At 56.0% G+C, this 13692-nt stretch carries 12 protein-coding genes; 4 read left to right on the top strand and 8 right to left on the bottom strand.

Translation table 11 applies throughout. The annotated features are described in order from the left end of the window. Positions 1-8: 8 nt before the first annotated feature. Genes ACNQ0W_RS16495 through ACNQ0W_RS16485 form a run of 3 tightly spaced genes read right to left on the bottom strand, consistent with a single transcriptional unit; the run spans position 9 to position 4336 of the window. Positions 9-1196 carry a glycoside hydrolase family 88 protein gene (locus ACNQ0W_RS16495; RefSeq protein WP_062933783.1) on the bottom strand — a complete coding sequence of 396 codons (1188 nt, stop codon included), beginning with the start codon at positions 1194-1196 and terminating at the stop codon, positions 9-11. A 28-nt stretch (positions 1197-1224) separates the two neighbouring features. Then, the gene (locus ACNQ0W_RS16490) at positions 1225-2490 is read right to left on the bottom strand and encodes an oligosaccharide MFS transporter (RefSeq protein ID WP_015571880.1); all 1266 of its coding nucleotides are present in this window, start codon (positions 2488-2490) and stop codon (positions 1225-1227) included. A gap of 31 nt (positions 2491-2521) precedes the next feature. Then, entirely contained in the window at positions 2522-4336 is a 1815-nt protein-coding gene (locus ACNQ0W_RS16485; RefSeq protein WP_062933782.1) for a DUF2264 domain-containing protein, read from the bottom strand. Positions 4337-4502: 166 nt separating this feature from the next. Here ACNQ0W_RS16485 and ACNQ0W_RS16480 point away from each other — a divergent pair, with 166 nt between their 5' ends. Then, complete coding sequence (locus tag ACNQ0W_RS16480; RefSeq protein WP_048982795.1) at positions 4503-5339, top strand: AraC family transcriptional regulator; 837 nt, start codon at positions 4503-4505, stop codon at positions 5337-5339. A 119-nt stretch (positions 5340-5458) separates the two neighbouring features. On the opposite strand, the gene parE is transcribed toward ACNQ0W_RS16480, so the two are convergent. The 5 genes from parE to nudF are packed head-to-tail and all read right to left on the bottom strand — an operon-like array spanning position 5459 to position 9867. Further along, complete coding sequence (parE, locus tag ACNQ0W_RS16475; RefSeq protein WP_047052004.1) at positions 5459-7351, bottom strand: DNA topoisomerase IV subunit B; 1893 nt, start codon at positions 7349-7351, stop codon at positions 5459-5461. A gap of 28 nt (positions 7352-7379) precedes the next feature. Beyond that, on the bottom strand, positions 7380-7961 hold the full coding sequence (gene yqiA / locus ACNQ0W_RS16470) for an esterase YqiA (RefSeq protein ID WP_003862514.1): 582 nt from the start codon (positions 7959-7961) through the stop codon (positions 7380-7382). Beyond that, a complete protein-coding gene (cpdA, locus tag ACNQ0W_RS16465; protein ID WP_047052002.1) occupies positions 7961-8788 on the bottom strand; it encodes a 3',5'-cyclic-AMP phosphodiesterase in 828 nt (275 codons plus the stop codon). The genes yqiA and cpdA overlap by 1 nt, the downstream gene beginning before the upstream one ends. A 27-nt stretch (positions 8789-8815) precedes the next feature. Further along, positions 8816-9238: a DUF1249 family protein gene (locus ACNQ0W_RS16460; protein ID WP_003862516.1), complete on the bottom strand. Its 423-nt coding sequence runs from the start codon at positions 9236-9238 to the stop codon at positions 8816-8818. Beyond that, positions 9235-9867, bottom strand: coding sequence for an ADP-ribose diphosphatase (nudF, locus tag ACNQ0W_RS16455; protein ID WP_015571889.1), 633 nt, complete (start codon positions 9865-9867; stop codon positions 9235-9237). The genes ACNQ0W_RS16460 and nudF overlap by 4 nt, the downstream gene beginning before the upstream one ends. A 203-nt stretch (positions 9868-10070) precedes the next feature. Here nudF and tolC point away from each other — a divergent pair, with 203 nt between their 5' ends. From tolC to ACNQ0W_RS16440, 3 genes are all read left to right on the top strand, one after another. Continuing rightward, positions 10071-11549 carry an outer membrane channel protein TolC gene (tolC, locus tag ACNQ0W_RS16450; protein ID WP_047051998.1) on the top strand — a complete coding sequence of 493 codons (1479 nt, stop codon included), beginning with the start codon at positions 10071-10073 and terminating at the stop codon, positions 11547-11549. A gap of 194 nt (positions 11550-11743) precedes the next feature. Continuing rightward, entirely contained in the window at positions 11744-12409 is a 666-nt protein-coding gene (locus ACNQ0W_RS16445; protein ID WP_062933781.1) for a DUF1190 family protein, read from the top strand. A 2-nt stretch (positions 12410-12411) separates the two neighbouring features. Then, on the top strand, positions 12412-13572 hold the full coding sequence (locus ACNQ0W_RS16440; RefSeq protein ID WP_062933780.1) for a glutathionylspermidine synthase family protein: 1161 nt from the start codon (positions 12412-12414) through the stop codon (positions 13570-13572). The last annotated feature ends 120 nt before the right edge of the window (positions 13573-13692 follow it).

Genomic DNA, 13692 nt, shown 5'->3' with positions numbered 1-13692 from the left:
GACTGTTTTTACCAGTACAGTTTCCAGCTCTGCGTAAAACGCACCAGTGCCTCGACGTAGAAGTAATCGCCCCAGCTCGCGCACTCATCCACGCCTTTATTGCTCGCCAGGTGATACACCGAGTGCTTAAGCAGCCCGTTGCCCTTCTCTTCTTTGCCCATCAGATAGTGCTTTGTCAGCGAGGACATAATCCCTTTCGCCCATTCGAGGTAACGTTCGCGATCCGGATCTGTGACCGGCAGATGTTTCACCAGCTCCAGCAGTCCACACACCGCAATTGCCGCCGAGGAAGAATCACGCAGTGCGTCGGTGCCCACCAGCGCCAGATCCCAGTGGCAGACGTAGTCTTCCGGCAGGCGATTGAGGAAGTAGTTCGCCAGCCGTTTTGACAGGGCGATCATCGTTTCGTCGCCGGTATAGATATAGCTCAGCAGGAAACCGTAAATGCCCCACGCCTGCCCGCGCGACCAGCAGGAGTCGTCGGCGTAGCCCTGCTGAGTGTTGCCGTAGCGCGGTGCGCCGGTTGCCACATCCATATAGTAGGTGTGGAAGGTGGAGGCATCGTCACGAATGAGGTACGTCGCGGCCTGCATGACGTGCGCTTTTGCGGCGTCGGCAAAGCGCGGATCGCCCGTCTGCTCCGTTGCCCAGTAGAGCAGCGGCAGGTTCATGTTGCAGTCGATGATCATCCGCCCGGCCTGCTCCGGATCGGAGAGATCGCCCCACGCCTGGATGATCTTCGCCTTCTCGTGGAAGCGTTCCAGCAGGGCTTCCGCCGCCAGCAGCGAGAAGCCTCGCGCCTCGCGGTTTCCGGTCAGCCGCCACGCGGCTACGCAGGAAAGCGTGTAGAGGAAGCCTAAATCGTGGGTGTTGGTGTCGTTGCGCCCGGCGATGCGCAGGCCAAACGAGCGCACGTGTTTTTCCGCCATCGCGCGGAATTTTTCCTCGCCGCTCATCTCCCATGCCAGCCACAGCTGCCCGGTCCAGAAGCTGGTGGTCCACTCCACGTTGTCAGTCAGCGGATAAAAACCGTTCTGGCAGGTTTCCGCCGGGAATTTGTCGCCGAACTCCGTTAAATGACGGCTAATCAGGTCGAGAACGTGGCTGCGCGCCGAATTCAGTTCATCGCTGAATGCGTGGGAGTCAACGGGCGCAGCGATAACAGGCAGACGTTCTTCTTTGATACGACTTAACATATTTCGGTTCCTTCTTTGACGGCGTAATTTATCGTGTTGACGTTTCTGCTACGTTCAGCGCACGAGCCCCGCGCCATTTGCTCTGACAGGCGGATAACGTAAAAGCAGAAATAAGGGTAAAGGTCAGCGCCGTTGCGCCCATGATGATATAGGTGTGCTCAAAGCCAATACGGTCATACATATAGCCGGCAGGGGAAGAGACCACCACGTTGCCAACGTAGAGCATCGCCTGATAGCCGAGTAAATACATGGTGGCATTGACACGCTTGTCGAAATGCTCGGCGATATATTTAAATACCGACACCAGCAGGAGACAAATTTCCAGACCGTACAGCGGCTTAAGTACTGAAATTAACAGGTGTGAATCACACATGCCGGAAATAATCAGACGCGCCCCAACCACCAGCCCGACAATTAACAGCCCGCGTTTGGCGCCAATAAAGTTCACAAACAACGGGACCACCATATACATGACAAATTCCATGCCCGACTGTACGGTCCCGAGATAGCCGAATACGGCGTTGCCCTCATGAATATCATCGAAGAAGGTGACGAAATAGCGCGAGAATTGCTGCTCGGCGATAAACATCATCCACGCCACGCCCGCCACGTACAGGCAGAAAGCCCAGAATTTGCGGTTACGCAGCAGGGCGTAAACGTCAGACGGGGCTATTTTCTCTTTCGTCAGCACCTCGCCTGCGTGAGCGGAGTTAGTGTTCACTTTCAGGCTCAGAAGGACAATCAGCATCACCACCGACGCCACGCTGCCGAGAATAAAGTTATACGCCGGTGAGAGGTTGAACAGCAGGCCGGAGAAAGATGACGCCACCGCCCAACCGAGCGAACCCCACATACGGATCTGCCCGAACTCCATGCCATTCAAACGGCTAAAGCGGTCGGAATAGGATTCACACGCCGCCACGCCCGCGTACCAGGCAAAGCTTAAATAGAGCGCGCCGATAATAATCCCCAGCAGGGTATTAGACATTAACAGCGGCTGGTAAACGTAAATAAAGAATGGCGCCATCAGGGCCGACATGATCACCACAAAATAGAGCAGATATTTGCTCATGCCGATCTTATCGAGAATATAGCCGTAGATCGGCTTGAGAATAACGGAGAATATCCCGTTCACCGCAAAGACGGTTCCAATCACCGATCCGCTCAGGTTGGCTTTCTGACCGAGCCAGATCGCCAGCAGACCAATACTGGCAGACCAGGTAAAGAAATAGAGAAAGATAAAGCTACTGATTTTGTAATATTCAGTTCTGTTGGTTGTCGATGTGCTTTTCATATCATCCTCGCCGGGGTGTAGGGCCAGATTTTTATAATGTGAACGACAGCTTACGTTCGCTTCCGGGTTCGCTAATCACGACCTGGTTATGGGTTATATTCAGCTGCGGCGTCGCCGCAGCGGGCTGTTTTCCGCCAGCCAGAACGGCGCAACAGAGCCAGCTTTCCCCTTGCGGGAGGTCGGCTTTTAACAGCGGAATGGAGGCGCACTCCGCAAACATAATGCTGCTGTTCGGCGGCGTGACGATGCTGTCTGGCTGGCGCTGAATGATCGGCGAGAGATCGACAATGACGCTGCTGCCGTTTTCAGCTAACAGATAACAACCGCGATCGCGCACCTGGTGGGCGGTTTTCATCACCGCAAAGCCGCCCTCGACGGTTTGCAGAGTGCGCGCGCTGTTGATACGGTGCAGGCGCAGGTGCCACTCCCCGAACGGGATCTGCCAGGTCGCAATCTGCACGTCGCGCCACGGCGACCAGCGCGAGAAAAGGTAATTTTCGTCTACCCGAACCTCTTCGCACTCGCGACGACCGCGGAAATAGTCATCTCCGTCCGCCAGCAGCAGCATGGAATCGCAGGCGGCATGCTTCAGGCCAAAACGCCCGCGCTCAAGGGTGAATCCGAAGCGGCTGGAGTAGGCAAACTTGGTGTATTTCGCTTCGGTGTTGACGTAGTTGTTCAGCTCCAGCTGACCGGCGGTGAGCATGACGACGTGCTGCGAATCTTTCGAATGCATCAGGATCTGCTGCGCATGCGGAATCACATGTTTTTCAGCAAGCGCGGGCAGCGGTTGTTCTTCCGCCTGCCAGAACGGGTGTGCTTCCGGCAGCGCCAGGATCAGATAGGTTTTCAGCGCCCAGTACGGTGAACCGGGGGAGTTGTAATCCTCGCACATCGCCAGGTTCGGATACGCAAACCCCAGGGTGAGAATACCGTCGCGATCGACAATCGACTGCTGCTGCCACCAGCGCAGATGCCGCAGCACAATGCCCTTCACGATGCCCGGGGTGAAGACGTCCAGCTGAGAAAAGGCCACCGCGCTCCAGAAGGCGACCATGGCAAAGCGGTAGGTCAGGCTGCGGCCAAACGGCACCGAGGCGCCATCGGCGGCGGACCAGTAGATAAAGTCTTCCGCGAAGAGGCGCGAGCGCTCGCGCAGCACCTTCGCCTTCGCCTCGTCGTCACTCAGGGTGGCGTAAATCAGGCCGTAGAAATGAAAAGCCATGGAGATGTAGTAATCTTTCGGGCGGCCGGGACCGTCGGAATACCAGCCGTCGCCGAGGTAGTAGGCGTCCATCAGCGCAAAGCGGTGGTCAATGGCGGCCTGATCGTACGGCAGGCCAGCGCGCTTAAAGCCGAGCTGGACCATAATGGCAAAATAGTTCCAGTTGCTGTCCGGCATCTGCGCGTCGGTGATTTGGTTGAGCCACGCGTGCAGGTTCATCACCTCGCGCCTGGTAAAGTGCGCGGTGAGTTTATCTCCCAGCAGAGCGAGCCCCAGACCGTAGGCCGCCATCTCTACCAGACGCTGATCGTACGGGCCGGTTTCACCCCAGTAGCCGCTGCTTTGCGGGTCGGTACCCAGCTTAATGGCAGTAAGGTACTTCTCGCTGAACGGCGTGCTTTCGCCGGACGCCATCAGCGGAAACAGTCCCCACAGCGCACGGGAAAGTCCCTCCATCTGCGCAATATCCGCGGTGTAATGGGCGCAGGTGTCGCCCAGCGGGAATCGTGAACGGTTCGCCGGAAATTGCGTGTCCAGCGCCTGTAAAAGTGTATTCAACGACGCCACTACCTCCTGGCGTGAAGACAACGGATTTGATTTTTCTATGTTTGCCGCCCACATCGGTTCGCCCTCGTAATCAACTGCGGCAAAGCATAGTGAATCCGCAAGGGGCAGAAATGTTAGCCATGTCACAGGCATGAACGATGAATAAACCTCCAGTTGAGAAAATTTAAAAAGGTGGTTTATAAAGACAGTCAGACGGGAAAAAGTTGAGTTTTATTGCACTATGCGCGACACGCCAACATCCGATCTTCTTGAACTGATCACCCTGAACGATACCGTAGCCTCGTTCAGCCGCCTGTTTGCCAATACGGTGCGCTACCATCACTGGCATCAGTGTCTGGAGATCCTCTATGTGGAAGAGGGCTTTGGCGTGGCGATTGTTGATAATCGTCACTACACCATGCGCCCCGGACGACTGTTTTTCTTCCCGCCTTTTACGCTGCATAAGGTCATGGTGGACGAACAGGCGGAGGCAATTTACCGCCGCACCATTATTCATCTCGACCAGCACGCGGTGCTGAAGATCCTGCGGGATTTTCCCCAGACCCGGCAGCGCCTGGAGCGGCTGTCACGCCGTGGCGGCGAAGCGTGGGTCGCCGATTTAGCCCACTGTCACCACCATATCGACCATCTCTTTAGCTGCTATAAACCGCCGATGAACGGCGAGAGCATCGCCAGCCTGCTGATCGGCCTGTTCGCGATGCTGCCCGACGATCGCGACGGCGAGCCGGGCAACAGCCAGGGGATCGCCAGCCAGGTCATGTTCTGGCTCGACGAGCATTATCAGGAGAAATTTCGTCTGGATGCGCTGGCCGCAGAGCTGGGTAAATCGCGCAGTTACGTATCGCGAAAATTCCATGCGGAAACGGGCGAAAAAATTCACGACTACCTGAACACGCTAAGGTTGCGTAAGGCGTGCGAGTGTTTACTCCACACGGATTCGAGCGTGCGAGACATTGCCGCACAGGCGGGATTTTCCGACGTGACGTGGTTTATCAGCGCGTTTAAAAAGGGGATTGGCGAGACGCCGTTGCAGTACCGGAAAAATCATTCATCGTGATGAGCGGCTTTTTTGCCGGGTGGCGGCTGCGCCTTACCCGGCCTACCCATCCCGTAGGCCCGTGCAAGCGTAGCGCCGCCGGGCAAAAAAAAGCCCTGCATCGCAGGGCTTTTTCGGTATCAGGCCTCTATATCCGCCATGTCGCCTTTCTCCTGTAGCCAGTTACGTCGGTCTTCAGAACGTTTCTTGGCCAGCAGCATATCCATCACGGCGTTAGTTTGCTGTTCATCTTCATCGCTGATGGTCAGCTGCACCAGACGGCGGGTATTCGGATCCAGCGTGGTTTCACGCAGCTGCATCGGGTTCATCTCACCCAACCCTTTAAAGCGCTGAACGTTCGGTTTGCCCTTCTTGCGCTTAAGCTGTTCCAGCACGCCCGCTTTCTCTTCTTCCGTCAGCGCATAGTAGACTTCTTTGCCAAGGTCGATACGGTACAGTGGCGGCAGCGCCACGTGGACGTGACCGTTTTTCACCAGCGCGCGGAAGTGCTTCACAAACAGCGCACAGAGCAGCGTGGCGATGTGCAGGCCATCGGAGTCCGCATCCGCGAGGATACAGATCTTGCCGTAGCGCAGCTGGCTCAGATCGTCGCTGTCCGGATCGATGCCGATCGCGACCGAGATATCGTGGACTTCCTGCGAGGCCAGCACTTCATCAGAAGAAACCTCCCAGGTGTTGAGGATCTTACCCTTGAGCGGCATGATCGCCTGATATTCACGATCGCGCGCCTGCTTGGCCGATCCGCCTGCCGAGTCCCCTTCCACCAGGAACAGCTCGGTGCGGTTGAGATCCTGCGCGGTACAGTCCGCCAGCTTGCCCGGCAGCGCAGGTCCGCTGGTCAGCTTTTTACGCACCACTTTCTTCGCGGCGCGCAGACGACGCTGGGCGCTGGAGATGGCCATTTCAGCCAGCATTTCTGCGGCCTGAACGTTCTGGTTCAGCCACAGGGTAAACGCATCTTTCACCACGCCGGAGACGAACGCCGCACACTGGCGTGACGACAGGCGCTCTTTAGTCTGACCGGCAAACTGCGGATCCTGCATCTTCACGGAAAGCACGTAGGCGCAGCGGTCCCAGATATCTTCTGCGGAAAGCTTCACGCCGCGCGGCAGAATGTTGCGGTATTCGCAGAACTCGCGCATCGCGTCCAGCAGCCCCTGACGCAGGCCGTTGACGTGCGTCCCGCCGAGCAGCGTTGGGATCAGGTTGACATAGCTTTCCGTCAGCAGCTCGCCGCCTTCCGGCAGCCACAGCAGCGCCCAGTCCACCGCTTCAGTATCGCCTTCGAAATTCCCGACGAACGGTTTTTCCGGCAGGGTTGGCAGGCCGTTAACCGCTTCGCACAGGTAGTCGTTCAGACCATCGGCGTAGCACCAGGTTTGTTCGGTATTATTAACGTGGTCTTTAAAGGTGATTTCCACGCCCGGGCACAGCACCGCTTTGGCTTTCAGCAGGTGCGTGAGACGGGAAACAGAAAAGCGTGGGCTGTCGAAGAAGCTCTCGTCAGGCCAGAAGTGGACGCTGGTGCCGGTGTTGCGTTTACCGCACGTCCCGACGACCTGCAAATCCTGCACTTTTTCGCCGTTTTCAAACGCGATGTTATACACCTGGCCGTCGCGACGGACGTTCACTTCCACGCGCTTTGACAGGGCGTTAACCACGGAGATCCCCACGCCGTGCAAGCCGCCGGAGAACTGGTAGTTTTTGTTGGAGAACTTACCGCCCGCGTGCAGACGACAGAGGATCAGCTCAACGGCGGGAACGCCCTCTTCCGGGTGGATATCTACCGGCATGCCGCGGCCGTCGTCGATGACTTCCAGCGACTGATCGGCGTGCAGGATAACGTCCACGCGTTTGGCATGGCCTGCCAGCGCTTCGTCCACACTGTTATCAATTACTTCCTGGCCCAGGTGGTTTGGGCGCGTCGTATCGGTGTACATCCCCGGGCGGCGGCGAACCGGCTCAAGCCCGGTGAGTACCTCAATGGCATCAGCGTTATAGGTTTGCGTCATGATTTAAGCTAGCAATTCGCATTGATTGTCAGTGGCTGTGCAGTCCAAGAAAATCGACAATCTGGGTGAAATGATCTTCAAAGCCCGTGAAAGCATGGTTACCGCCCTCTTCTACAGTCTGGCGGCAGGATGCGTAATACGCCACTGCCTGGCGGTAATCCAGCACTTCATCTCCCGTCTGTTGCAGCAGCCAGATAAGATCGGGCGCTTCAAGCGGGTCGACCTGCATAACTTTGAGATCGTAAATATGGCGTGACTCTAGCACATATTGTTGGCCGGTGTAGGGGTTCTCGTTTTCGCCAAGAAAGTCCCTTAACAGCTCAAATGGCCGGACCGCCGGGTTGACGACGACAGCGGGCAACATAAAGCACTGCGACAGCCAGGTGGCGTAGTAGCCGCCGAGCGACGACCCGACAACGCCAAACGATTCGCCGCCGTGTTCCAGCACGATCGATTCCAGCATCTCTGCCGCATCCGCCGGATAAGGGGGCAGCTGTGGAATAATCATCTCCACGTGGGGATGATGCGCGCTCAGCCACTGGCGGAGCTGCGTCGCTTTCGCCGAACGCGGTGAGCTGTTGAACCCATGCAGATAGAGAAGCGTCGACATCAATAGCCTTCCGAAGCGGTATCCGGGCGGAATTCGGCCCCGGCCAGACGGCAAACTTCGGTGGTCAGCGTGCCATCGGCATGCAGCTCCAGCCAGCGCCAGCCCGGTGCGATGGTATCCAGCGTAAAGTTGGCGCAGTGTGGCTTAAATTGCACGCAGGTAGAGGGCGTCGCGAGCAGGCGGCGACCATTCCAGTCGAGATCCTGTTCCTGGTGAATGTGCCCGCACAGCAAATTTTTCACGCGCGGGAATTTCGCCAACACGCCGTCCAGCGCCGCAGAGTTGCGTAAGCTGTGCTGATCGAGCCAGCTACAGCCCGCCGGCAGCGGGTGATGATGCAGTAACAGCAGCGTATTGCGATTCGGTTCGGCAGCCAGTTTTGTCTCCAGCCAGTCAAGCTGATAGTCGCTCAACTCACCGTGCGGAACGCCAAACACCTGACTGTCGAGGAGCAGAATTTGCCACTGGTCCCCCGCAAAGACACATTTTGCCGGTGAAATCCCCGCATCCTGAAGCGAACTGTACATCGCGGGCTGAAAATCGTGATTGCCCGGCAGCCAGACGCAAGGCACGCTAAAGCTCGCAATCCCTTCAGCAAAGTGCTGATAGGCTGCGGAGGATTGATCCTGCGCCAGATCGCCCGTCGCGACGATCAGATCGCATGGCCGCTTTTCAGCATGGATCGCGTCAAGAACCGCCTGATAACTCTCCCAGGTGTTCACGCCCAGAAGCGTCTCATGCTTTTCGGCAAAAAGGTGGGTGTCGGTGATTTGTAATATCCTGACTGGCGCCCCACCAGCAACAGTCAGGTTCAACAGGCTTTCCAAATGGTGTCCTTAGGTAGGTTTATGACGCTAACAAACCGGAATCGCCATTGCTCCATGTGCTAAACAATATCTTAGCCAGTCGGCTAAAAACTGGTTAATTTGATGCTTTTCGTCGCGTTGATGCAACTTTTTATTCGGATAATCATACCGCGCTTTAAAGCGAAAGATCTGCTGGCTTGAACACACTTCAGCGACCATCGCGTCATGATAAAGACGTACCGTCATCGACGGCAGGCTCCAGTAGCTGATGCTCGGCGCCGTTTGCTCAATCTCCACCAGCGTAGTGTAGCGCGTTGATTCTGTTATCGTTAACCGATACTGCGCGTTGCTCACCTGATAGCTCACCGTTTCGCCGGGCGCGTCGTTTCGCGGCAGCAGGCGGCGCAGCTGGGCGAAATTGGTTTCGCACAGGCGCATCATTTCTGGGAAGTCAGGTGTATAACGCTTCATTTTTTCCACTCGTGTCGTAATGTCTGATAATGCAGCTGTAGCCATTGCAGAGCGATGACAGACGCTGCGTTGTCGATTTTCCCCTCTTCTACCCACTGGTAAGCCTGCTCCCGACTCACCACATGAACCCGAATATCTTCGTTTTCATCTGCCAGACCGTGGATCCCTTCCGCTGTCCTGGCGTCCACTTCGCCCACCATAATAGATGAACGTTCCGTTGTCCCACCCGGGCTTGCCAGGTAGCTCAACACCGGCTTCGTTCGGCCAACCACCAGGCCCGCCTCTTCCAGCGCCTCGCGACGCGCGACGTCTTCGACCGACTCACCTTCTTCGATCATCCCGGCCACCATCTCCAGCAACCACGGCGTTTCGCTGGTATCATAAGCCGCAATACGCACCTGCTCGACCAGCACAACTTCATCACGCACTGGGTCATAGGGTAGCAACACAGCCGCATGCCCGCGCTCAAAAATTTCGCGTTTAATTTCACCGCTCATCTCACCGTTAAACAGACGATGCCTGAAACGGTAAAGTTCCATTGAAAAAAAACCGCTATAAAGCGTTTCTCGTGCAATAATTTCTACATCGTTTTTGGCGAAGGTGACAGGCACGTTTTCTGGTTTTTGCATCGGTCGAGTCCTGGTAGCAATGGTGATGAAATTGTGAATTTCAAGGCTGTTTGGCTGCCGTTTGTATGGCTATATGGTAGATTGGAGCAAATTACCGCCAGATGGCACGTTACGCCAACCTTTTGGTGTGGATGATTCTGTTAGAATCGGCAATTATTTTTAATTAGATCAGCGCTAATACTGCTTCACAACAAGGAATGCAAATGAAGAAATTGCTCCCCATCCTTATCGGCCTGAGCCTGACGGGCTTCAGTGCAATGAGCCAGGCAGAGAACCTGTTACAGGTCTACCAGCAGGCACGTCTGGGCAACCCTGATTTACGTAAATCAGCGGCCGATCGTGATGCTGCGTTTGAAAAGATTAACGAAGCACGTAGTCCACTGCTGCCGCAGTTAGGCTTAGGTGCAGATTATACCTACACTAACGGTTTTCGCGATAACAATGGCATCGATTCGAATGCCACCAGCGCCTCTTTACAGCTTACACAAACCCTGTTCGACATGTCCAAATGGCGTGAACTGAGTTTGCAGGAAAAGAGCGCAGGCATTCAGGATGTCACCTATCAGACCGATCAGCAGACGCTGATCCTGAATACCGCGACCGCCTATTTCCAGGTACTGAGCGCGATTGACGCGCTCTCCTATACCGAAGCGCAGAAACAGGCGATTTACCGTCAGTTAGATCAAACCACCCAGCGTTTTAACGTGGGTCTGGTTGCGATCACTGACGTGCAGAACGCCCGTTCACAGTACGATACCGTACTGGCTAACGAAGTGACCGCACGTAACAACCTCGATAACGCGCTGGAAGCACTGCGTCAGGTCACCGGTAACTACTATCCTGAACTGGCCTCTCTGAACGTGGACAGTTTCAAAACGGACAAACCGCAGGCGGTTAATGCTCTGCTGAAAGAAGCGGAAAACCGCAACCTGACCTTATTGCAGGCGCGCCTGAGCCAGGACCTGGCACGCGAGCAGATCCGCCTTGCACAGGATGGTCACCTGCCGACGCTGAGCCTGAGCGCCTCGACCGGCGTATCGGATACCAGCTACAGCGGGTCTAAAACGACGTCTCAGGCCTATGACGACAGCAACGTTGGTCAGAACAAAGTGGGCCTCAGCTTCTCTCTGCCGCTGTACCAGGGTGGGATGGTTAACTCTCAGGTGAAACAGGCGCAGTACAACTTTGTGGGCGCCAGCGAGCAGCTGGAAAGCGCGCACCGCAACGTGGTGCAAACCGTGCGTTCTTCCTTTAACAACGTGAACGCGTCTATCAGCAGCATCAACGCCTACAAACAGGCCGTTGTCTCTGCGCAAAGCTCTCTGGACGCGATGGAAGCGGGCTACTCCGTCGGTACGCGTACCATCGTTGACGTGTTAGACGCAACGACCACGCTGTATAACGCGAAACAGCAGCTCTCCAGTGCGCGTTACCAGTACCTGATCAACCAGCTGAACATCAAGCAGGCGCTGGGTACGCTGAACGAGCAGGATCTGCAAATGCTGAACAGCACGCTGGGCAAACCGGTTTCCACGTCGCCTGACAGCGTCGCGCCGGAAAATCCACAGCAGGATGCCGCCGTGGATAATTTCACCGCTAACAGCAGCGCCCCGGTTGCGCAGCCAGCGGCAGCGCGTAGCACCGCACCGGCCAGCAGCGGCACGAATCCGTTCCGTCATTAAGCCTTGCCCGATGGCGCTGCGCTTATCGGGCCTACTGAATCGTAGGCCGGGTAAGCGCAGCGCCACCCGGCGCAAAATCACACCTGAACGTAAGCCAACGTAAAGATCCCCCGGATTTCGCCCCTCTTCGCTTCATTTTCAACCACTCATCCTCTATCCTGAGCGTTATTACCACTGGGTCCTGGAAGACAAATATGAAACGGACAAAAACGATGAATCACGCGTCGTTCCGCAAAAGCTGGAACGCACGCCACCTGACACCTGTCGCGCTGGCGGTCACCGCCGTCTTTATGCTGGCAGGCTGTGAGCAAAGCGACGAAACGGTTTCGCTGTATCAAAACGCCGACGACTGCGCGAGCGCAACCGGTAAAGCCGCTGAGTGTAAGACGGCCTATAACAATGCCCTGAAAGAAGCGGAACGTACCGCGCCGAAATATGCCTCTCGCGAAGACTGTGTAGCCGAATTCGGTGAAGGCCAGTGCCAGCAGGCACCTGCTCAGGCAGGTATGGCACCGGAAAACCAGGCGCAGGCACAGTCCAGCGGCAGCTTCTGGATGCCGCTGATGGCGGGTTATATGATGGGCCGTTTGATGAGTGGCGGTGCGGGCTACCAGCAGCAGCCGCTGTTTAGCTCCAAAAACCCGAACAGCCCGGCCTACGGGAAATACACCGATGCCACCGGCAAGGGTTACGGTGCTGCAACGCCTGGCCGTACGATGACCGTACCGAAAACCGCAATGGCGCCGAAACCAGCCACCACCAGCACCATTACCCGTGGCGGCTTCGGTGAGTCTGTTGCCAAACAAACCACCATGCAGCGTAGTGCGACCGGCTCCTCAACTCGCTCAATGGGCGGCTGATCATGGAACGAGTCAGTATTGTCGAGCGCCCGGACTGGCGCGAAAAAGCCACCGAATACGGTTTCAACTTTCACACCATGTACGGCGAGCCGTACTGGTGTGAAGATGCTTACTATAAGCTCACGCTCGCTCAGGTCGAAAAGCTTGAAGAGGTGACCGCAGAGCTGCACCAGATGTGCCTGAAGGTGGTCGAGAAAGTCATCGACAGCGATGAGCTGATGACAAAATTCCGCATTCCGAAGCACACCTGGAGCTTTGTTCGTCAGTCCTGGAAAACGAACCAGCCTTCGCTCTACTCTCGCCTCGATCTGGCATGGGATGGCGTGGGTGAACCGAAGCTTTTAGAAAACAACGCAGATACGCCAACCTCCCTGTACGAAGCCGCGTTCTTCCAGTGGATCTGGCTGGAAGATCAGGCGAATGCCGGAAACTTGCCGGAAGGCAGCGATCAGTTCAACAGCCTTCAGGAAAAGCTGATTGAGCGTTTCGTCGAACTGCGTGAACAGCACGGTTTCAACCTGCTGCATCTCGCCTGCTGCCGCGATACTGAAGAAGACCGCGGTACGGTTCAGTATTTGCAGGACTGCGCAGCCGAAGCGGAAGTGGCGACGGAATTTCTCTATATCGAAGATATCGGTTTAGGCGAAAAAGGTCAGTTTACGGACATGCAGGATCAGGTGATCAGCAACCTGTTCAAGCTCTATCCGTGGGAATACATGCTGCGGGAAATGTTCTCTACCAAACTGGAAGACGCTGGCGTACGCTGGCTGGAACCGGCCTGGAAGAGCATTATCTCCAATAAAGCCCTGCTGCCGATGCTGTGGGAGATGTTCCCGAATCACCCGAACCTGCTGCCTGCTTACTTTGCCGAAGATGATTTCCCACCGATGGAGAAATACGTCGTTAAGCCAATCTTCTCCCGTGAAGGGGCAAACGTCTCGATTATCGAAAACGGTAAAACGCTGGAAGCGGTTGAAGGGCCGTACGGTGAAGAAGGGATGATCGTCCAGGAGTTCTGTCAACTGCCGAAGTTTGGCGACAGCTATACGCTGATCGGCAGCTGGCTTATTAACGATCAGCCTGCCGGGATTGGCATTCGCGAAGATCGCGCGCTGATTACGCAGGATCTGTCGCGTTTCTACCCGCATATTTTCGTCGAGTAAGACTTGCCCGGTGGCGCTACGGTATGACCGGATACATAGGTGACAGATCAGACCGGGAACATAGGTAACACTTTTCAGTCTATCCGGAGCACACTCTGGGTTTTTCGGTCGTAGTACGCA

It is taken from the genome of Enterobacter cloacae complex sp. 6730903, assembly GCF_048283985.1.
Lineage (GTDB): Bacteria > Pseudomonadota > Gammaproteobacteria > Enterobacterales > Enterobacteriaceae > Enterobacter > Enterobacter hormaechei_C.
This window is presented reverse-complemented; position numbering and strand designations above follow the sequence as displayed.